This window comes from Microbacterium sp. IO18 (assembly GCF_049099505.1).
Lineage (GTDB): Bacteria > Actinomycetota > Actinomycetes > Actinomycetales > Microbacteriaceae > Microbacterium > Microbacterium aurugineum.
Genome location: NZ_JBMJAF010000002.1, coordinates 939122 through 959385, shown reverse-complemented (window position 1 = coordinate 959385; position 20264 = coordinate 939122). Strand labels below are relative to the sequence as shown.

At 69.8% G+C, this 20264-nt stretch carries 20 protein-coding genes; 12 read left to right on the top strand and 8 right to left on the bottom strand.

Features of this window, described 5'->3' with window-relative positions; genetic code table 11:
• Window positions 1-46: 46 nt before the first annotated feature.
• Window positions 47-820, bottom strand: a complete 774-nt coding sequence (locus ACLF6J_RS16375) for an IclR family transcriptional regulator (protein WP_421076921.1) — start codon at window positions 818-820, stop codon at window positions 47-49.
• Window positions 821-872: 52 nt separating this feature from the next.
• On the opposite strand from ACLF6J_RS16375, the gene hutH reads away from it, so the two are divergent.
• The 3 genes from hutH to hutI are packed head-to-tail and all read left to right on the top strand — an operon-like array spanning window position 873 to window position 5289.
• On the top strand, window positions 873-2414 hold the full coding sequence (gene hutH / locus ACLF6J_RS16370; RefSeq protein WP_134352419.1) for a histidine ammonia-lyase: 1542 nt from the start codon (window positions 873-875) through the stop codon (window positions 2412-2414).
• The gene (gene hutU / locus ACLF6J_RS16365) at window positions 2407-4101 is read left to right on the top strand and encodes a urocanate hydratase (RefSeq protein ID WP_134352418.1); all 1695 of its coding nucleotides are present in this window, start codon (window positions 2407-2409) and stop codon (window positions 4099-4101) included. The genes hutH and hutU overlap by 8 nt, the downstream gene beginning before the upstream one ends.
• A 12-nt stretch (window positions 4102-4113) precedes the next feature.
• Window positions 4114-5289 carry an imidazolonepropionase gene (gene hutI / locus ACLF6J_RS16360; protein WP_134352417.1) on the top strand — a complete coding sequence of 392 codons (1176 nt, stop codon included), beginning with the start codon at window positions 4114-4116 and terminating at the stop codon, window positions 5287-5289.
• Between the two features lie 5 nt (window positions 5290-5294).
• Here the strand turns inward: hutI and ACLF6J_RS16355 are convergent, their stop codons facing one another.
• The 3 genes from ACLF6J_RS16355 to ACLF6J_RS16345 are packed head-to-tail and all read right to left on the bottom strand — an operon-like array spanning window position 5295 to window position 8040.
• On the bottom strand, window positions 5295-5831 hold the full coding sequence (locus ACLF6J_RS16355; protein ID WP_134352416.1) for an AAA family ATPase: 537 nt from the start codon (window positions 5829-5831) through the stop codon (window positions 5295-5297).
• On the bottom strand, window positions 5831-6760 hold the full coding sequence (locus ACLF6J_RS16350) for an agmatinase family protein (protein WP_134352415.1): 930 nt from the start codon (window positions 6758-6760) through the stop codon (window positions 5831-5833). Before ACLF6J_RS16350 ends, ACLF6J_RS16355 begins: the two co-directional genes overlap by 1 nt.
• A 2-nt stretch (window positions 6761-6762) precedes the next feature.
• Entirely contained in the window at window positions 6763-8040 is a 1278-nt protein-coding gene (locus tag ACLF6J_RS16345; protein ID WP_134352414.1) for a DUF445 domain-containing protein, read from the bottom strand.
• A 69-nt stretch (window positions 8041-8109) separates the two neighbouring features.
• Between ACLF6J_RS16345 and ACLF6J_RS16340 the strand changes: the two genes are divergently transcribed.
• The 6 genes from ACLF6J_RS16340 (at window position 8110) to ACLF6J_RS16315 (ending at window position 14306) form a co-directional block, all read left to right on the top strand.
• Complete coding sequence (locus tag ACLF6J_RS16340; RefSeq protein WP_047523799.1) at window positions 8110-8382, top strand: metal-sensitive transcriptional regulator; 273 nt, start codon at window positions 8110-8112, stop codon at window positions 8380-8382.
• 148 nt (window positions 8383-8530) lie between these two features.
• Complete coding sequence (locus ACLF6J_RS16335; protein WP_052193752.1) at window positions 8531-9691, top strand: ABC transporter ATP-binding protein; 1161 nt, start codon at window positions 8531-8533, stop codon at window positions 9689-9691.
• Entirely contained in the window at window positions 9688-10866 is a 1179-nt protein-coding gene (locus ACLF6J_RS16330) for a polyamine ABC transporter substrate-binding protein (protein ID WP_131494466.1), read from the top strand. Before ACLF6J_RS16335 ends, ACLF6J_RS16330 begins: the two co-directional genes overlap by 4 nt.
• On the top strand, window positions 10859-11743 hold the full coding sequence (locus tag ACLF6J_RS16325; RefSeq protein ID WP_134352413.1) for an ABC transporter permease: 885 nt from the start codon (window positions 10859-10861) through the stop codon (window positions 11741-11743). Before ACLF6J_RS16330 ends, ACLF6J_RS16325 begins: the two co-directional genes overlap by 8 nt.
• Window positions 11740-12585, top strand: coding sequence for an ABC transporter permease (locus ACLF6J_RS16320; RefSeq protein ID WP_047523802.1), 846 nt, complete (start codon window positions 11740-11742; stop codon window positions 12583-12585). The genes ACLF6J_RS16325 and ACLF6J_RS16320 overlap by 4 nt, the downstream gene beginning before the upstream one ends.
• A 2-nt stretch (window positions 12586-12587) precedes the next feature.
• Window positions 12588-14306, top strand: a complete 1719-nt coding sequence (locus tag ACLF6J_RS16315; protein WP_134352412.1) for an amidohydrolase — start codon at window positions 12588-12590, stop codon at window positions 14304-14306.
• Here the strand turns inward: ACLF6J_RS16315 and ACLF6J_RS16310 are convergent.
• The gene (locus ACLF6J_RS16310) at window positions 14274-14861 is read right to left on the bottom strand and encodes a hypothetical protein (protein ID WP_131494463.1); all 588 of its coding nucleotides are present in this window, start codon (window positions 14859-14861) and stop codon (window positions 14274-14276) included. The genes ACLF6J_RS16315 and ACLF6J_RS16310 overlap by 33 nt on opposite strands.
• Before the next feature lie 125 nt (window positions 14862-14986).
• Between ACLF6J_RS16310 and ACLF6J_RS16305 the strand changes: the two genes are divergently transcribed.
• A complete protein-coding gene (locus ACLF6J_RS16305; RefSeq protein ID WP_131494462.1) occupies window positions 14987-16219 on the top strand; it encodes a glycosyltransferase in 1233 nt (410 codons plus the stop codon).
• 5 nt (window positions 16220-16224) lie between these two features.
• Window positions 16225-17454: a glycosyltransferase gene (locus ACLF6J_RS16300; RefSeq protein ID WP_134352411.1), complete on the top strand. Its 1230-nt coding sequence runs from the start codon at window positions 16225-16227 to the stop codon at window positions 17452-17454.
• Window positions 17455-17528: 74 nt separating this feature from the next.
• On the opposite strand, the gene ACLF6J_RS16295 is transcribed toward ACLF6J_RS16300, so the two are convergent.
• Together ACLF6J_RS16295 and ACLF6J_RS16290 are read right to left on the bottom strand one after the other, a co-directional pair.
• Entirely contained in the window at window positions 17529-18095 is a 567-nt protein-coding gene (locus ACLF6J_RS16295; RefSeq protein ID WP_134352410.1) for a hypothetical protein, read from the bottom strand.
• Window positions 18096-18153: 58 nt separating this feature from the next.
• On the bottom strand, window positions 18154-18315 hold the full coding sequence (locus ACLF6J_RS16290; RefSeq protein WP_165875520.1) for a hypothetical protein: 162 nt from the start codon (window positions 18313-18315) through the stop codon (window positions 18154-18156).
• Window positions 18316-18402: 87 nt separating this feature from the next.
• On the opposite strand from ACLF6J_RS16290, the gene ACLF6J_RS16285 reads away from it, so the two are divergent.
• Window positions 18403-19377 (top strand): GlxA family transcriptional regulator, encoded by a 975-nt coding sequence (locus tag ACLF6J_RS16285; RefSeq protein ID WP_134352409.1) that lies wholly within the window; start codon window positions 18403-18405, stop codon window positions 19375-19377.
• 181 nt (window positions 19378-19558) lie between these two features.
• Here ACLF6J_RS16285 and ACLF6J_RS16280 read toward each other — a convergent pair whose 3' ends face one another.
• A complete protein-coding gene (locus ACLF6J_RS16280; protein ID WP_134352408.1) occupies window positions 19559-20260 on the bottom strand; it encodes an NRDE family protein in 702 nt (233 codons plus the stop codon).
• Between the last annotated feature and the right edge of the window lie 4 nt (window positions 20261-20264).

The window sequence follows — 20264 nt, the reverse complement described above, 5'->3', positions numbered from 1 at the left end:
AAACAAAATGGCCACCCAACGCTGGGTGGCCATTTTGCGTTAAGTCTCACCGTCTCAGCCGAGACTCCAGCAGGGCTGCGGTCTCCTGCACGGCCCTGGCCAGAAGAGTTTCGTCCAACTCTTCTATGCCCCAGGTCACGGCGACGGCTGCGACCGGCCATCCCGAAGCATCGAGGACGGCTGCGCCGACGCTGCGCAGGCCCACCGCGACCTCACCGTCCTCGGTCGCGTATCCCCGCGCTCGAACCTCGCGCAACAGCTCCCGCAGCTCGCGCGGTGTCTCGGGCCCCTGGCCCGTGCGGTCCGGGAACGCAGACGTATCGGGGTAGAGCGCGCGCACTTGTTCGCGGGGCAGCGCAGCCAGCATGGCCCGGCCCGACGCGGTGAGGTGCGCGGGAAGGCGGACTCCGACGTCGGTCACCAGTGCGGGGCGGCGTGGCGCACGTTCCTCGACGATGTACAGCACGTCCCCACCGCTCATCACGGCCAGGTGGGCACTCTCGCCCAGTCGGTCGGACAGCGCAGCGACCAGGGGAGCGCCTCGCCGAGCGAGCGGCTGCTGTCGGGTGTACCCGCCGGCGAGCTCGAACGCCGACGTACCGAGGCCCCAGCGGCGCTCCTCCTGCAGGTGGAGCACGAAGCCGTGAGCCGCCAGCGTGGACAGCAGGTGGTACACGGTCGAGCGGGGCAGCTCGAGCTCCCGTGCGATTGCCGACGCCGCCACCGGGGCGGGGCGTCCCGCGAGATAGCTCAGGATGCGCAGCGTGTGGTCGGCGGCGGGGACTTTCGCGGCCTCGGACTTGTCTGGGATCACAGACACAGCATGGCACGAACCGGTGTCCCGCAGGCCCCACCGGGTGTGGAATCGAGTCATGACCGAACTCGCCCCCGTGCTTGTCGGAGCGGCTCCCCTGTCGCCTGCCGACGTCGTCGCCGTTGCCCGCCACGACGCTCCTGTGTCGATATTCCAGGATGCACTCACTCGGGTCGCTGACACCCGTCGAGTGATCGACGGTCTCGCTGCCGATCCGAATCCCCACTACGGCGTCTCCACAGGCTTCGGTGCCCTCGCGACCACCTTCATCGCGCCGGACCGTCGTTTCCAGCTGCAGGCGAGTCTGATCCGGTCGCACGCCGCGGGCACCGGCGCCGAGGTCGAGCGCGAGGTCGTCCGCGGGCTTCAGCTCCTACGTCTGCAGACCCTCGCCTCGGGGCGCACGGGCGTCCGGCCGATCGTCGTTGAGACCTACGCGGCGCTCTTGAACTCCGGCATCACGCCGGTCGTGCGCGAGTACGGCTCGCTCGGCTGCTCGGGCGATCTCGCCCCCTTGGCCCACATCGCCCTCGCCGCGATGGGAGAGGGGGAGGTCCGTGATGCCGCCGGGGAGCTGGTACCGGCCTCCGCTGCCCTCGCACGCGCCGGGATCGAGCCCCTGACCCTCGTCGAGAAGGAAGGGCTCGCCCTCATCAACGGCACGGACGGCATGCTCGGCATGTTGGTGCTGGCCCTGCACGATCTCGAGACGCTCCTCGTCACCGCCGATGTCGCCGCGGCGATGTCGGTGGAGTCCCAGCTGGGGACCGACGCGGTGTTCGCTGCCGACCTGATGGCTCTGCGACCGCAGATGGGGCAGGCGGAGTCGGCCGGCAACCTGCGCCGGTTCCTCGCGGACTCGCCGATGGTCGCCAGCCACAAGGGACCGGATGACGGGCGTGTCCAGGACGCGTACTCGCTGCGGTGCTCGCCCCAGGTGCACGGCACGGCGCGCGACACGATGGCACACGCCGCGATGATCGCCGACCGCGAGCTCGCCAGCGTGATCGACAATCCCGTGATCACCGTCGACGGACGCATCGAGTCCAACGGGAACTTCCACGGTGCTCCGGTCGCGGCCGTCCTCGACTTCCTCGCGATCTCGGTCGCCGATGTCGCTTCCGTCTCCGAGCGGCGCACGGACCGTGCCCTGGATCCCGCCCGCAACCACGGTCTGCCCCCCTTCCTCGCGGACGAGGTCGGTGTCGACTCCGGCCTGATGATCGCGCAGTATGCGGCTGCCGGTATCGTCTCCGAGCTCAAGCGCCTGGCCGTGCCGGCGTCGGTGGACTCGATCCCGTCCTCCGCCATGCAGGAGGATCACGTCTCGATGGGATGGGCCGCCGCCCGCAAGCTGCGGCGCGCGATCGACGGCCTCGGCCGAGTGCTCGCCATCGAGATCCTCACCGGCGCGCGTGCTCTCGACCTCCGGGCACCGCTGGATGCCGGACCGGTGACCGGCGCCGTGCGCGATCTCGTCCGCACCGTCGCAGCGGGTCCCGGACCCGACCGCTTCCTCTCCCCGGAGATGGAGGCCGTCACCGCCCTCGTCCAATCGGGCGCCGTCGCCCGCATCGCAAAGGAGCACATCCATGGTTGAGCCCACCGCTACTGGGTCCACCGCACCTGAGCCCACCGCTACTGGGTCCCGCGTCGTCCGCGCCGCCCGGGGCAACCAGCGCACGGCGAAGAGCTGGGGCGCCGAGGCCGCCAAGCGCATGCTGATGAACAACCTCGATCCCGAGGTCGCCGAGCACCCCGAAGACCTCGTCGTCTACGGCGGCACCGGTAAGGCGGCCCGTAGCTGGGAGGCGTACGACGCGATCGTGCGCACCCTCGACGAGCTCGAACCGGACGAGACGCTGCTGGTGCAGTCGGGCAAGCCGGTGGGTGTCTTCCGCACCCACGAGTGGGCGCCGCGCGTGCTGATCGCCAACTCCAACCTGGTGGGGGACTGGGCCACCTGGCCGGAGTTCCGCAAGCTCGAGGAACTTGGGCTCATCATGTACGGACAGATGACGGCCGGATCGTGGATCTACATCGGCACGCAGGGCATCCTGCAGGGGACCTACGAGACGTTCGCCGCCGTGGCCCGTTCCCTCGGTCGTGACTCTCTGCGTGGAACGCTCACCCTCACGGGCGGCGCGGGCGGGATGGGTGGCGCTCAGCCGCTCGCCGTGACACTGAACGACGGCGCGGTGCTGATCGTCGACGTGGACGAGTCGCGTCTCGCCCGGCGCGTGGAGCACGGCTACCTCGACGAGTACACGACCGACCTCGATGCGGCCGTCGCCCGAGTGGTCGCGGCCAAGGAGTCGGGCGAAGCTCTCTCGGTCGGAGTGGTCGGCAACGCGGCCGAGGTGTTCCCCGAGCTGCGGCGTCGGGGCGTTCCGATCGACATCGTGACCGATCAGACCAGCGCCCACGATCCGCTCGCCTACCTCCCGGTCGGCATCACCGTGGCGGACTGGAAGTCCGAGGCGGAACGCGACCCCGAAGATTTCACGCGTCGTTCGCGTGCGTCGATGGCCGCGCACGTCGAGGCGATGGTCGCATTCCAGGATGCCGGTGCAGCCGTGTTCGACTACGGCAACTCGATCCGTGCCGAGGCTCAGCTCGGAGGCTTCGATCGGGCATTCGAGTTCCCCGGGTTCGTGCCGGCATACATCCGCCCGCAGTTCGAGGAAGGACGCGGACCGTTCCGCTGGGCGGCCCTCTCCGGCGATCCCGAAGACATCTACAAGACCGACCGTGCGATCGCCGAGCTCTTCCCCGACGATGCCGCCCTTCACCGCTGGCTGGAGAAGGCCGGCGAGAAGGTTCACTTCGAGGGGCTGCCCGCACGCATCTGCTGGCTCGGCTACAAGGAGCGTCACCTCGCCGGACTCAGGTTCAACGAGATGGTGGCCTCGGGTGAGTTGTCGGCGCCGATCGTGATCGGTCGCGACCACCTCGACTCCGGGTCGGTGGCATCGCCGTATCGGGAGACCGAGGCGATGAAGGACGGCTCGGACGCGATCGCGGACTGGCCTCTGCTGAACGCGCTGCTCAACACGGCCTCCGGCGCCTCGTGGGTGTCGCTGCATCACGGGGGCGGCGTCGGCATCGGCCGCTCGATCCACGCCGGTCAGGTCACCGTCGCCGACGGCACTGCGCTCGCCGCGGAGAAGCTGGAGCGCGTGCTGACGAACGACCCCGGCACCGGGGTGATGCGTCACGTCGATGCGGGCTACGAGCACGCTCGCGAGATCGCGCGCGAGCGTGGTCTGAACATACCGATGCTCTGAGAGGCTCAGGACATGGCAACGCTCCTCACGAACATCGCGGAACTGACCACCAATGTCGCGCTGCACGGTGACGGGCCTGGTGACCTTACCGGAACCCTGACCGATGCGGCCGTGCTGATCGAGGGCGAACGGATCGCCTGGGTGGGCGCCGCTGCGGATGCGCCCGTGGCCGAGGAGGTGATCGATGCCGGTGGGCGCGCCGTGATCCCCGGGTTCGTCGACAGCCACAGCCACCTGGTCTTCGGCGGCGACCGCGCGGCCGAGTTCGAGGCCCGCATGGCAGGGCAGAAGTACGCCGCCGGTGGCATCCGCTCGACCGTGGCCGCCACCCGCGCCGCGACCGAGGACGAGCTGCGTGCACGTCTGCGCGGCTTCCTCGACGAGATGCTCGCGCAGGGCACGACGACCGTCGAGATCAAGAGCGGCTACGGGTTGAGCGTCGTCGACGAGGAGCGCCTGGTGCGCCTGGCCGCCGAGGTGACGCCCGAGGTGACGTTCCTCGGCGCGCACGTGGTCCCCGCCGAGTATGCCGAGCGGTCGGACGAGTACGTCGATCTGGTCGCCGGGCCCATGCTCGATGCCTGCGCTCCGCACACGAAGTGGATCGACGTGTTCTGCGAGACCGGAGCCTTCACGGTGGCGCAGTCGCGTCGGGTGCTGGAGGCCGGCATCGCGCGCGGACTCGCGCCCCGGGTGCATGCGAGCCAGCTCGGCCCGGGCGACGGCGTTCGCCTGGCGGTCGAGCTCGGCGCGGCGTCGATCGACCACGGCACCTATCTGACGGATGCCGATGTCGGAGCGCTCGCCGGCTCCGGCACCGTGCTCACCCTGCTGCCGGGCGTCGAGTTCTCGACGCGGCAGCCGTATCCGGACGCGCGGCGCCTGATCGACGCGGGCGTGACCGTGGCGCTGGCGTGCGACACGAACCCGGGGTCGAGCTTCACCTCATCCATGCCGTTCTGCATCGCCGTGGCCGTCCGGGACATGGGGATGACCCCGGGGGAAGCCGTGTGGGCGGCGACGGCCGGCGGAGCGAAGGCACTCCGCCGGGACGACGTCGGGCTGATCGCCCCCGGTGCCAGGGCCGATCTCGTGCTGTTGGACGCACCGACCAGGATCCACCTCGCGTACCGGCCGGGGGTCCCGCTCGTGCGGCAGGTGTGGAAGGACGGCGACCCGGTGGGGTGACGCCGTCACTCCCCGATGGCCTCGACCAGCGTGGCCAGCCGCGCCTCACCGTCCCCGGCGACCGTGAGGAGACGCACTCCGGTGTCCTGCGCGAGATCGTCCGCGAGGTCGAACAGAGCCTGGTCCATCGCCTCGCGCAGTGCGGGGTCTTCGTCCGCGGGGATGCGGATCGACCGGCGTGCATCGAGCGGGACGAGCACGACCAGATCGACGAGAGCGAGGGAGTCCTCGGCGGTCGCGATCGCACGTTCCACGAGTGCGCCGTCGCTCCGCCCGAGCCGTTCGAGGGCGATGAGGTAGGCGGCGAAGTCCAGCGGTCCCCGCTCGGCGATCACGTCCTGCTGACCCGCCGTGGCGTGCAGGCGTCCGGCCGCTATCCGCAGCTGGCCGGCGAAGCTCGCCTCCCCGGACGGGTCGACCGCCTCCTCCTCGAGGTCGTCGAACGGGTCCCCGAGCGAGAGATACTCCGGATGCGCGGCGAGGAAGTCCGCGATCAGAGTGCTCTTGCCACTCGCGTGCGTACCGGAGACGACGATCCTCATCAGCGGGACGCGAGGCCGGCCAGCAGCTCGAGCACGCATAGCGCCGCCAGACGGACGGTGCGGGCGTCCTCCGCGTCCGTGGTCGCATCGACCTCGGCGAGGTCGGCGCTGACGACGCGCCCATCCGCGGCGACGGCACGCGTGAGGGCGCGCAGCTCCCACGCGTGGAGCCCGCCGGGGACGCTCGCCGGGCAGCCGGGCGCGACCGACCGGTCGCAGACGTCGACGTCGATGTCGAGGTGCACACGCGGGGCCGCCCCCGCACCGGCGATCTCGAGCGCTTCGGCGACGACGTCGTCGATGCCGCGACGGCGCACCTCGTCGAGCGTGACGACGCGGATGCCCCAGTCGGCCGCGCGCCGCGCATAGGCGGCGGAGTTCGCGAAGTCGGCGATGCCGATCTGGACGATCCTGGTCGGGTCGATCCGGGTGGTCGTCAGTGCGGACGCGGTCGGGACGTCTTCCACGAGGCGTCGTACCGGCGTGCCGTTGGAGACGCCGTCGCGCAGGTCGAAGTGCGCGTCGAACGTGATGAGGCCCGTGGCCTCGGCGCCGAGCGCGACCGGATACGTGAGCGAGTTGTCACCGCCGAGTGCGATCACGAGCTTCGTCGCCTCGGCGAGTGCACGCACGCGGGAGATGACCCTCGCCTCGCCGTCCGCGCCGTCCGGATCGCTCACATCGCCGGCATCCGCGATGCGCAGAACCTCGTCGAGTTCGAGCACCGGCGGACCCATCAGCGTCGTCCCGTAGCGGGGAAGCGCTTCGCGGATGGCGGCCGGCGTCGCGTGGGCTCCGGTCGGCGAGAGTGACGTGCGCCAGGTCGGCACCCCGAGCAGCACGGCATCGGCCGTAGCCGTGAAAGCGGGCCAGGAGCCGGCGCGGGGCCAGAGCGGGTCGTGACTCAACGGTCGGGAAGTGGGCGTCATGGTCAGACTCCGGGGATCAGGGCGTGGGCGAGGGAGAAGATGGCGAGACCCGCGAGGGCGCCGACGAAGGTGCCGTTCAGGCGGATGTACTGCAGGTCGCGGCCGACCATGAGCTCGATCTTCTCGGTGGTCTCGGCGGGATCCCAGCGTTCGACGGTATCGGTGATGATCGAGGCGATGTCGTGCCGGTAGCGGTCGACGAGGAACACAGCGGCGTCCGACACCCAGGTGTCGACGCGGTGCTGCAGGGCGACGTCGGTGGTCAGGCGCTCGCCGACTTCCTGCAGCGCCTGCACGGCCCGACGACGCAGCCCGCTGTCGGGGTCGGCGAGAGCGGTGAGCAGGCCGTTCTTCGCGGTGTTCCACGCTTCAGCCGCCAGAGCGCCGACCCGCGGGCTGTCGAAGAGCGAGGCCTTGGCGTTCTCGAGCTTGGCGCGCGTGGCCGGATCGTTTTGCAGGTTGTCCGCCAGGCGGGTCAGGTAGCCGTCGACCGCGATGCGCGCGGGGTGATGCGGATCGGCCTGTACCGCGTGCACGAACTTGACCGCCTCGTGGTAGACCGTGTCGTCGACGAAGCGATGGGCCAGCTTCGGCACCCAGCCGGGGAGACGCCGAGAGACGAGTCCGGTGAACGATGCGGCGTTCGCGTCGAGCCACCGCGCGATGCTATCGGCGGCGAGGTCGACCGCGCCGTGGTGGGCCCCCGCATCGACGATCTTCTCGAGCCAGGCGCCGGCCGGCGGACCCCACTCCGGAGCCACCAGGTGCTCGCGGGCGAGGTCGGTGATGAGGTCGCGCACGTCGTCGTCGCTCAGTGCGCCCAGGACGGCGGTCGCGATCGTGGCTCCTTCGGCACCCACCCGCTCGGCATGCGGAGGCTCGCGCAGCCACTCTCCGGCGCGCAGCGCGATGTGCGTGCTGGAGAGCTTGGTGCGCACGACGTCTCCGGCCAGGAAGTTGGTCTCGACGAACTCTCCGAGCGTGCGACCGATCTCGTCCTTGCGGGTGGGGATGATCGCGGTGTGGGGGATCGGCAGCCCGAGCGGACGGCGGAACAGCGCGGTGACGGCGAACCAGTCCGCGAGCGCACCGACCATCCCTCCCTCGGCGGCGGCGCGGACATAGCCGAGCCAGCCGACCCGCTGCTGGAAGGCGAACGCGATCACGAACACGACGGCCATGAACAGCAGCGCTCCGAGGGCGACCGCCTTCATGCGCCGGAGCGCACGGAGGCGCTCCTGGTCGGAGGGCGAGAGCTGCGTCATCGGTGTTCGCGGCATGACGTCATCCTTTCACGGTGGGCGTGGGCGGGAGGTCTCGCTTCGCAGCGGGCGGAGTACCCTCAAGGGGTGATCGAAGACATCAAGAAGCGTGCTCTGCACCGCACCAGCATCCTCGAGGGGCAGATGCGCGGTGTCGCGCGGATGATCGAGAACGAGGAGTACTGCATGGACATCATCACGCAGTCCCGGGCGATCCAGCGCTCCCTCGAATCGCTGAACCGACTGCTGCTCGAGAACCACCTGCGCACGCACGTCACCCACATGTTCGATGCGGGCGGCGAGGAGCGCGACAAGGCCGTCCTCGAACTGCTCAAGGCCTTCGACTTCGACCGCAAGTAGGAGACCACCCCGAGGCGCTAATCGGTCGCAGGTTTCGAGAATCGCAACGGATACCGTTGCGAATTGATCAAGAGACTTCCGATTTCGCTATACCTGAGGCCCTTCCTGTGACAGACTCGCCGCAAGCGATTCTCAATGGGGAGGCTCCATGCCCGGCACTCTGCCCGCGTCTTCGGCGACGCTCGACACACCCACAGCCACCGGTGCGGTACGCATCGACCGCGTCACCAAGCGCTACGGCACCGCCGTGGCCGTCGACGATCTGACCCTCGACGTGCAGCCGGGGGAATTCCTCTCGCTGCTCGGACCCTCGGGCTGCGGCAAGACCACGACGTTGCGCATGATCGCGGGCTTCGAGTATCCGGACGCCGGTGACATCAGCATCTCGGGCCGGAGCGTGCTGAGTCTGCCGCCGTATCGACGCGAGGTGAACACGGTCTTCCAGGCCTACGCGCTGTTCCCGCACCTGTCGGTCGCGGAGAACGTGGCGTACGGGCTGCAGCAGCGAGGCGTTCCCAAGTCGGAGCAGCGGACCCGGGTGAGCGAGGCGCTCGACATGGTGCAGCTACGCAGCTTCGCCGATCGCAAGCCCACCCAGTTGTCGGGCGGTCAGCAGCAGCGCATCGCCCTCTCGCGAGCCCTCATCAACCGCCCCAGCGTGCTCCTGCTCGATGAGCCGCTCGCCGCCCTCGACCGGCAGCTGCGCGAGGAGATGCAGCTCGAGCTGAAGCTCCTGCAGGCGCGACTCGGCACCACGTTCGTCTTCGTCACACACGATCAGGCCGAGGCGCTGTCGATGAGCGACCGGATCGCCGTGATGCGCGCGGGCCGGATCGAGCAGCTCGACGAGCCGGCGGCGATCTACGCGGAACCGGCATCCGCGTATGTGGCCTCGTTCATCGGCCAGCAGAACTTCGTGCACGGCACCGTCCGTTCCGACGGAGATGCCGTCGACACCGCGATCGGTGCGATCTCCGGGCGCTGGGGCGGGGAGCGGGTCGCTGCCGGGCAGCCCGCCGTCGCCGCGATCCGCCCGGAGTATGTGCGGCTCGAGCAGGGGGAAGGCACCGGCGCGCGCGGTCGTGTGCTCGGTGTCTCGCATCTCGGCGAGACGATGCAGGTCGCCGTGCGCGTCGGCGAAGACGCGACGTTCCTCTCGAGGATGCCGGCGCCCACCGCGCCGCGCGTCGGGGTCGACGAGGAGGTGCGCTGCGTGTGGGATCCCGCGGACGTGCGACTCTTCGCCGCCGACGGCATCCCGACCACCGCCACGCACGTGATCGCGCTTCCCAAGGAGGGAGGCCGGTGACGGGCGCTCCTCCGGTCCGCGTGCTCGCGCACCGGAGCGCCGCCCGGGTGATCCGCACCGAACTCTCCCGTCGCGGGTTCCTCGCCACCGCGCTGCTGGCGGGCGGAGCCGTCGTGCTCACCGCCTGCGCCCCCGGCCAGAACGCCGCGGCGGTGCACGCCAAGGGCGGACCGCTGGAGGACAAGCTCTCCATCTACAGCTGGGGCGATTACGACGCGCCGGAGGTGCTCGAGCAGTTCACGGCCGAGAACGGTCCGCGGATCGTGCTCGACGCCTTCAACTCGAACGAGGAGCTGATCGCCAAGCTGGTCGCGGCCCGAGGCACGTCGGGGTACGACATCGTCGTGCCGACCGGAGTCTTCGTGGGGCCGATGGCCGAGAACGGGCTGCTGCAGAAGTTCAACCTCGACCTGCTGCCGAACATGAAGCACGTCGCCCCGGAGTTCCGCGGGCGCGCCTGGGATCCGGGCAATGAGTACTCGGTGTGCAAGGCCTGGGGCACCACCGGGTTCGTCTACGACAAGCGGGTGATCTCGCGGGAGCTCACCACCTGGAACGACTTCATCGACGCCGCGCAGAACGAGGCGTCCGGTTCCACCTCGGTGCTGGATGACCCGGCGCCGTTGCTCGGCATCTACTTCTGGGCGAACGGCATCGACTGGACGACGACCGACCCCGACGACCTGGACGCGGTCGAGGACTTCCTGGTGAAGGATCTGGCGCCGCACATCTCGGCGTTCGATTCCTACCCGGGCGGCTCGTCGATCCCGCAGGCGTCGCACGCTCTGCTGCAGTCCTACAACGGTGACGCGCGCCTGGGCATCTTCGAGTCCGACGATCCCGACCGCTGGCAATGGGTGCTCGGGAGTCCGGCCACCGAACTGTGGATGGACAACTGGGCGATCGCCGCGGGCGCGCCGCACCCCGAGGCGGCGCACGCGTTCATCAACTTCGTCCTGCAGCCGGATGTGCAGCTCGCGCAGGTCGACTACATCGGCTACGACACGGGCATCTCCGGCGTCCGCGAAGCCGCGGAGGCCGCGGGTCTGGAACGGCTCGACATGGTGTTCTTCGACGAGGAGCAGGTGCAGACCATGCATGAGGGCAAGCTGACGGACGCTCAGGACCGGGTCGTCGCGATCTGGAACTCGATGAAGGCGGCCGCCGGTGCCTAAGCTCAAGTTCGGTCTCGCGATCCCCGCCTGGGTGTGGCTGCTGATCTTCTTCGTCGCCCCCATCGGCATGGTCATCGTCTTCAGCTTCGGCTACAAGCCGAGCATCTTCGCCACCCACGCCCTCGACCACCTCTCCTTCGACCGCTACCTCGAGGCCCTCTCGCCCACGTTCTTCAGCACCTTCCTGAACACCCTGTGGATCGGCATCCTCGGCACGCTGCTGTGCCTGGTGATCGGGGCGCCGGTCGCGTACTGGATCGCCGTGAAGGCGCCGCCGTCCAAGCGCGGACTGCTGCTGGCCCTCGTCATGGTGCCGTTCTGGACGAACTTCCTGGTGCGCACGATCGGCTGGCAGGTGATCCTCGCCCCGGAGGGCTGGCTGTCGCAGCTGCTCCAGGGCATCGGCGTGATCCCGGGTCCCCTCGATCTGCTGTATTCGCGGGGTGCGGTGCTGCTCGGCGTGGTCTACAACTACCTGCCGCTCATGATCCTCCCGCTGTTCGTCGCGTTCGACCGGGTATCGGGTCCGCTGCGCGAGGCGAGCAAGGACCTGGGCGCGAACAGCGCGACGACCTTCGTCCGGGTGACCGTGCCCCTGGCCCAACCCGGCATCATCGCGGGCGTGCTGCTCGTGTACATCCCGCTCATGGGCGACTACATCACCGCGACCGTGCTCGGTGGCGCGAAGGGCAACATGATCGGGCAGGTCGTGGCGAGTCAGTTCCAGACCGCGCAGAACTGGGCGTTGGGCTCGGCGATGGCGGTGCTGCTCATCATCGTCATCATGATCTCGATCGCCGTGGCGGCCGGGCTGCTCTGGCTCGTGACACTGCCACTCAGACAACGCAACCGACTCGTCCTGGGGGAGGGCTCATGAGTTCACGTCGTGGAGCAGCACGTCTCCTGCTGCCGATCTGGGCAGGACTCGTCTTCCTGTTCCTGTTCCTGCCGATCCTGGTGATCATCGTCTACTCGTTCAACGTCGGCCGCCTGCTGGTCTCGTGGGACCACTTCGGCTTCGACTCGTTCCTCGCGATCGTCAACAAGCCGGCGATCCGCGACGCGGTGCTGGTGTCGGTGCGCACCGGCCTGCTGGCCGCCCTGCTCGCGACCGCGCTCGGAACCCTGGCCGGCATCGCGATGGCCCGCAACCCCGGCAAGTGGGTGTGGTGGTTCCTCGGGCTCCTGCTGCTCGTCTCGGTCACCCCGGAGATCGTGGATGCCGTCGCGCTGCTGCCCTGGCTGGTCTTCCTCGGCCAGGATGCCGGGATCGGGATCTTCAACGACGGAACGATGAGGCTCGTGGTCGGGCAGTCGCTGTTCTCGATCGCGATCGTGTCGTACATCGTCCGGGCGCGACTGGTCGGACTCGACGCCCGCCTGGAAGAGGCCTCCGCCGACCTGTACGCCCCGCCGGTGCGGACCTTCCTGAAGATCACGCTGCCGCTGGCGATGCCGGCCGTGCTCGCCGGGTTCCTGCTCTCGTTCACGTTGAGCCTCGACAACACGGTCGTGTCGGCGTTCGTGCAGGTGTCCGGCACGACACCGTGGCCGGTGTACGTGCTCAGCGCACTGCGTAGCGGACTCCGTCCTGAGATCGCGGCGGTGTCGACCATCATGCTCGTGCTCACCCTCCTCGCTCTGGCGCTGGTGGCGGTGGTGCTCAAGCGTGCCGGTGACTCGGCGACCGAGATCGCCCGCACGATGGCGGGAGGCTGAGCATGGGAGCGGCAGACCTCGTCTTCACCGGTGGTTCCCGCGGCGGGAGGGCGTTCCTCTCCGATGCAGCGCGCTCCACCGCTCGCGCCGTCGCGGTCACGGACGGCCGCATCAGTGCGATCGGCCACGACCTGTCGGAGATGATCGGCCCGGACACCGAGGTCGTCGATCTGGCCGGTGGGCTCCTCGTGCCCGGGTTCCAGGACGCGCATGTGCACCCGGTGTGGGGTGGACTGGACATGCTCCGGTGCGACCTCTCGGGCCTCGCGACGCGTGAGCAGTATCTGGCGCGGATCGCGGAGTACGCCGCAGAGCACCCCGACGACGAATGGATCCTGGGGGGTGGCTGGCAGATGTCGGCCTTTCCCGGAGGTACGCCGACGGCCGCGGATCTGGACGCGGTCGTGCCCGATCGCCCCGCCTTCCTCCCCAATCGCGATGGGCACGGCGCCTGGGTGAACTCGCGGGCGCTCGCGCTCGCCGGGATCACCGCGGAGACCCCGGATCCTGCGGACGGACGCATCGAACGTGACGCAGGCGGTGCCCCGAGTGGAACCCTGCACGAGGGAGCGATGGGCCTGGTGAACCGGCTGCTCCCGGCCGAGCCGGTCGAGCGCCTGGTGGAGGCGCTCGTCCAGGGGCAGCGGTACCTGCACTCCTTCGGCGTCACCGCCTGGCAGGATGCGATCGTCGGCACCGAGTACGGCGACGCGGGTGACCCGTTGCCCGCGTACCGTGCCGCGGCAGCCACTGGAGAACTCACCGGTCGGGTCGTGGGCGCCCTGTGGTGGGACCGCTCGCGCGGCCTGGAGCAGATCGAGGACATCGTCGAACGGCGCGCTGCCGGCTCCGTCGGTCGCTTCCGTGCCCGCAGCGTGAAGATCATGCAGGACGGTGTGGCCGAGAACTTCACCGCCGCGATGCTCGAACCCTATTGCGACGGCCACGGGCATCCGCGTGAGGACTCCGGCATCTCGTTCGTCGAGCCGGAGCTGCTCAAGGAAGCGGCGACCCGGCTCGATGCCCTCGGGTTCACGCTGCACTTCCACGCCATCGGCGACCGTGCCGTGCGCGAGTGCCTCGACGCGGTCGAAGCCGCCCTCCTGCACAACGGTCCGCGCGGGAACCGGCACCACATCTCCCACATCCAGGTCGTGCACCCGGACGACGTCCCCCGGTTCCGTGCGCTCGACGTGACGGCGAACATGCAGATGCTGTGGGCCACACTGGAGCCGCAGATGGTCGACCTCACGATCCCCTTCCTCGGGGACACGCGCAGCGCCTGGCAGTACCCCTTCGGCGATCTGCTGCGCTCCGGAGCCGTGCTCGCCGCGGGCAGCGACTGGTCGGTGAGCACCCCGAATCCGCTCGCCGCGATGCACGTGGCCGTGAACCGTCGGTCGGCTCCGACCGAGTGGGAGGGGGACTATCCGCCGTTCCTGCCGGAGCAGGCGATCGACCTCGGCACCGCGCTCGCCGCGTACACCTCGGGATCCGCGTACGTGAACCACCTCGACGACACCGGCACGATCGCGGTGGGGATGCGGGCGGACCTCGCCCTGCTCGACCGCGACCCGTTCGAGCACCCCGTCGAGGAGATCGGGCTCACCGAGGTGCGCGGCACCTGGGTCGAAGGCGTGCGGGTGTACGACGCGGCCGACGGGGCCGCGGGGGACTCCCGCGGTCGGTCAGGCGGGGTCGAGACGCAGGACCTCGGGTGATTCGCCGCCCGTGAGGTCGTCGGCGATGCGGAGGCTGCGGGCCAGGTCGTCGAGCGCGCCGGTCAGCGTGCCGAACCGCTCCTTGTCGCTGCACACCGCCGTCAGCGTGACCAGATGCGTCCCGGTGTCCCAGGTGTAGGTGGCGAACGGGGGAGACGCGGGAGACGGCGGCATCGGCACGAGGAGCTTCTCGCCCACGCCGAGTCGGCTCGGAAAAGACTCGGTGTCGTCGTAGTCCATCGGCATCGAGGCGCGGGCGATGCGGACCTCCGGTGTCAGCACCTGCGCCGTCGCCATCGCCACGACCAGCTCCGGCTCCGCCTTCCACGTCCACACCAGCACGCGCCCGTCGGCCCGCTTCATCAGCATCGGTGCCGCCTGGCTCATCGCCCAGGCACCGAACCTCGAGCCGGGGCGCTCGGTCGCACCGACGGCGGCGTTGACCTGGCCGAGCAGCATCCGGATCGCCGCCTTCCGGTGCCGGCGTCCCTTCCATCCGAGCGAGTCCGTCACGGGAATCCACAGCTGGGGATCGGCCTCGGCAGTCAGTCGCATGCTCCCACGTTAACGGCTGAGGCTGAGGGGATGCCGGTATGCCTCGGCCGGGGGATCAGGGCGCTCGGGTAGAGTGGCCAGCGCCCGACCAGGGCTCCTCCTTGGCCGCCACATCGTAAGGCAGCATGTCTGTGACCTCCTCCGACGATCCGACCGATCCGTCGCGCGGCCCCGCCGCCGAATCCGCGCCCCGACCGTTGAAGATCGTGATCGGCTGCGACACGTTCGCGCCCGACATCAACGGCGCCGCCCGTTTCGCCGAGCGCCTCGCCGCCGGCCTCGTGCAGCGCGGCCATGACGTGCACGTCGTGGCGCCCAACCAGGCGTATCGCCGTGCCCAGCCGCACACCGAGGTCATCGAGGGCGAGCCGATGACCCTGCACCGGTTGCCGTCGGTGCGCTGGGCGCCGCACGACTGGCTGCGGTTCGTGTGGCCGTGGCGATCGAAGCACTATGCCCGCAAGGTCCTGGATCAGGTGCAGCCGGACGTCGTGCACATCCAGTCGCACATCGTGATCGGGCGCGGACTCGCGTACATCGCGAACGAGCGCGGCATCCCGGTCATCGCGACCAACCACGTCATGGCCGAGAACATCCTCGACCACACCACCATGCCGAAGTTCATCGACGACCTCGTGCTGAAGTTCGCGTGGGCGGACGCCAAGCGCACGTTCGACAAGACCCGTGCGATCACCACACCCACCCGCCGTGCCGCCGACTTCCTCGAGAAGACGGTCGAGGTGAAGGGCGTGATCCCGGTCAGCTGCGGTATCGATCGCACCCAGTACACGCCTGTCCTCGCCCCGCGCGACGAGAACCGGATCATCTTCGTCGGCAGGCTCACGGCCGAGAAGCAGGTCGAGGTCATCCTCAAGGCGATGACGAAGCTCGACCCCGCGCTCGACACGACCTTCGACATCGTCGGCGGCGGCGACCAGCGCAAGCAGCTGGAGCACCTGACCGCCCAGCTCGGACTCGCCGATCGAGTGACCTTCCACGGGCGCACGAGCGATGAGGAGCTCCGGGCCCTGCTGTCCCGTGCCAGCCTGTTCGTGATCGCCTCGATCGCGGAGCTCCAGTCCATCGCGACGATGGAGGCGATGGCCTCGGCCCTGCCGGTAGTCGCCGCGGACGCCGTGGCCCTCCCGCACCTCGTGCACGACGGCGAGAACGGCTACCTGTTCGAGCCCGGGAACGTCGACGAGCTCGCCGCGCGTCTGACCGACGTGCTCACGGCGGAGCCTGCGGAGTACGAGCGGATGCAGCGGGCCTCGCTCGACGGCGTCGCGATCCACGACATCAACCGCACCCTCGACACCTTCGAGGCGCTGTACCGCGACGAGCCGCTGCCGGAGTAGCGGCCATGCACATCGTCTTCTTCGGCGATCAGCACCTCGACTCCCTCGGCGGGGCCCAGGTGTCGATGCGGCTCCAACGCGAGTTCCTCGAACGAGCCGGGCACACCGTCACGGTCGTCGCGCCGAGGATGCAGGGCTCGCGGGCGTCATCCGGCTCTCACGGCGGCGCCTTCGTCGATCTGCCGTCGATGCCGATCACGGTCGACCGCGAGTACTCGATGAGCTGGCCGGGCCGGGCGACGGACCGCTTCCTCGATCGGGCGATGACCCGCCGTCCCCCCGTCGACCTGGTGCACGTGCAGGCCGACTTCTGGGGTGCGTTCATCGGGCATCGCTACGCGCAGCGGCACGGACTCCCCGTCGTGCACACCATGCACAACCGCGTGGACGTCGGGATCGCCGCGGTCACCCCGCTGCACCGGCCCGTGCTCGCGGTGCTGAACACGTGGCGAGGCATCGCGATGCGCGGCATCGGACGACCCGTGCGCGGGCGGGACGGGTGGGCGTTCCTGCGCGGACTCGCGGCCGGGGCATCGGCCGTGACCGCGCCGTCGACCCACTTCGCCCTGCGCCTGGAACAGCACGACGTCTTCCCGCAGGTCGACGTGATCTGGAACGGCATCGACGACGACCTGCGCGCGCAGACGCTCGCCGCGCGTCCTGCGACTCGGGAACCGGGACGGCCGCGATTCGTGTGGCTCGGACGGATGAGTCCGGAGAAGCGCCTGCTCCCGTTCCTGGAGGCCTTCGTCGCCTCGGGTGTCGATGCGGACCTGGAGATCATCGGCGGCGGCGCTCAGCGTGCGGCCGCCGAGAAGGTCGTCCGCGGGATCGACGGCGTGCGATTCGCCGGACGGCTGACCTACGCGCAGACGCTGGAGCGGATCGCCGCCGCCGACGCGCTCGTGCAGACGTCGATCGGCTTCGAGACCCAGGGGATGACCCCCTTCGAGGCGGCCACGCTCGGCACGCCCTCCGTGATCTGCGACCCCGACATCGGCGCGGAACTCGGCGGCGGCCTCTGGGCGGTACCGGATGCCGACCCTGCGGCGTCGAGCCGGGACATCGAGGTGCAGAGGGTCACCGCACTCGCGGAAACCCTGCGGCGGGCCGCCTCCGACATCGCGGGCGGCACCGCCCCCGTTCCGGTCCCCGAGGTCGCCGAGGCGTTCCGGCAGTCCTCGCGCACGGCCGCCATGATCGCCGTCTACGAGCGGGTGCTCGCGAGGCCCTGAGAGCTCGCGATCCCGAGCACGCGACGAGGTGACGGGGCGATGCTGTCCGCTCTCAGAGGAGACGCCATCCGCTCTCAGATGAACTGGAGCAGCGTGATGGCGATGCTGGTGAAGACGAACCCGATCGCGCCGACTCCCGCGATGCCGATCGCCATGCCGGTGAGCAGTCTCGACCCGGCGCGGCGCATCGCGATCAGACCCAGGATCAGCGCCACGACGTAGACGAAGAAGCTCAGGATGCCGATCCCGTTGTCGAACGCGAGCATGAACTCGTATCCGCCGACGCCGCCACCGCTGTAGACGAATGGCCGCACGATGGATCCGAACAGATTGATCGCGAAGGTGGCCACGGCGATGATGAAGGCCGCGCGAGCGAGCGGATTGCTCTCGCGGACGGGTGCCGGTGCGCCGGAAGGGGCCAGCGGATAGGCCTGGGGAGCCGGGTTCGCCGTCGGATACGCCTGTGGCGGGGCGGCTGCCTGCGGTGCTGTCGGATACGGAGGAGCACTCGGGTACCCCTGCGCCGCGGCGGGGTACTGAGGTGCGGCGGGCAGAGGCGTGGCGGCTGGCGGCGGTGCCGCCGGAGCGGCCGGGAGGTCGTGTCCGGAAGGCGGGACGGGAGGCTGCACGGGCTCGCTCATGACGTCGAGCGTAGCCGTGCGGTGCCGGATGTGCACCGCGCCTCGCCTTGCACCGAGGTCACCGGTAGAGGCGTCCGGACTCCGCTTCCTGGTGGAGGTCGCGGCCGGCGAGGCGTCTCCAGTCCGTCGGCACGCGACGGTAGCCGTCGCGGCGGAGCTCGACGAACGTGGCGATCGTCGCCCAGGCGGCGAGGGCGAGAAGTGCGATGACGAGTATCATGGCAGAAACGCTACGTTCATCGTTGAACCGCCACGAGTGGCAGAGACGACTCTGAGCGTATGAAAACTGCCATTCGGGAGCGTGTACATGAAGACGGTCGCCTGCGTCATCCAGGACGGGTTCGCACCTTTCGAGTTCGGCGTCGCGTGCGAGGCGTTCGGCCTCGATCGCGCTGACGACGGTGTGCCGAACTTCGACTTCCGCATCGTCGCCCCCCGCGCGGGCGTCGTGGCGTCGAAGATCGGTTTCTCGGTCAACGTCGAGCACGATCTGACGTTCGCCTACGAGGCGGATCTGGTGGTGTTCTGCCCCCTTCCCCGGGAGCACTGGGGAGACATCGATCCGCTGCTGCTCGACCTCGCCAGACACGCCGTCGCGCGCGGCGCCTGGGTGATGAGCGTCTGCAGCGGATCCTTCATCCTCGCGGCGGCCGGAGTGCTCGACGGGCGTCGAGCCACCACGCACTGGATGTACGCGCACACCATGGCGGATATGTACCCGCAGATCGACATCGACCCCGACGTGCTGTTCGTGCAGGACGGGAAGGTCATCACCAGCGCGGGCACGGCAGCGGGGATCGATGCCTGCCTGCACCTGCTCCGTCAGGAGGTCGGCGCCGAGCTCACCAACCGCATCGCACGGCGCATGGTCGTTCCGCCGCAGCGTGACGGCGGACAGGCGCAGTTCATCGACCGACCGATCCCGCAGGTCCCCACCGACTCGCTCGCCGCGGTGGCGGACTGGGCCGTCGAACACCTGCGAGACGATCTGGGTGTCGAGCAGCTCGCTACCAGGGCGCTGATGTCGCCGCGCACCTTCGCCCGGCGGTTCAAGGCCGAGTACGGTGCGACACCCGCGGCCTGGCTCGCCCGTCAGCGCATCATCCACGCGCAGCGGATGCTGGAGCGCACCGGTCTTCCGCTCGAGCACATCGCGGATGAATGCGGTTTCGGGTCGGCGGCGGTGCTGCGGCAGAACTTCGCCCGCGTCCTCGGCCTCACCCCCACGGCCTACCGCGCGCGATTCTCCTGCGTCGAGGAGCCGGCGCTTCCCGCCGCCTGACCCCCCCACTTCCCTCTCCCCCTTCGGTGCAAGATCAGGTCGACGCCCCCGCTGAGTGTCGACGCCCCCGCTGGGCGGCGCGACACAGGAGGGGTGTCGGCGACAGGCGGGGGTCTCGGCGGGAGTGCGGGAGTGCGGGAGTGCGGGAGTGCGGGCGGGGGGAGGCGGGAGGGGGGGAGTGTCACTCCGGAAAGTGCGCGGGGGAGGGGAGTGTCACGTCGCGGACCTCGACGCCCTCGGGGGTCACGGTGGCGATGCAGTACAGCAGCGACTGGGTGGGATAGCCGTGCGGGCGGTTGTCGCGGATGATGGCCCGGTCGTCTTCGGGCGGCAGTTCGGCGGAGGAGGCGAGGAGCGCGGTCCACTCAGCCGTCCAGTCGGCGCTGTCAGCGGTCGGGCCCAGGGCGCGGAACTCCGGCAGCCAGGCTTCGATCCGCGGGGTCGTGGCATCGTCGAGGTCATCGTGCGCGATCATGTGCGTGCCGGGATCGATGCGTGTCTCGCGCAGTTCGACGCCGTCCCACGACAGCACGCGGGCGCCTTCGGGGCCGACCTCGAGCAAGTTGAAGCCGTGCATGGAGAGGGGCGCGACGGGCGAGCGCCCCTGCACGGACTCCAGCGCCAGGGCGCCGCGGGAGACGGCCTGCGCGGCGGGGAGGTCGCTCACGTCCGCTCGGTTCAGCAGCACCGCGAGCCGGCGTTCGGCGGGGTTCGCGGCGAGCCAGGCGCCCCCGGCACGGCGATCACGGATCCCGATCACACCGGGATGGTCCTCCGGCCACCACGGTCCGAGGGAGTCCCATGCCCGCAGCGGATCCTCGTCGCGGACCGCGAGGAGTCGTGCCGAGCCGGCCTTCTCGACATCGATGACAACCGTGCACACGCAT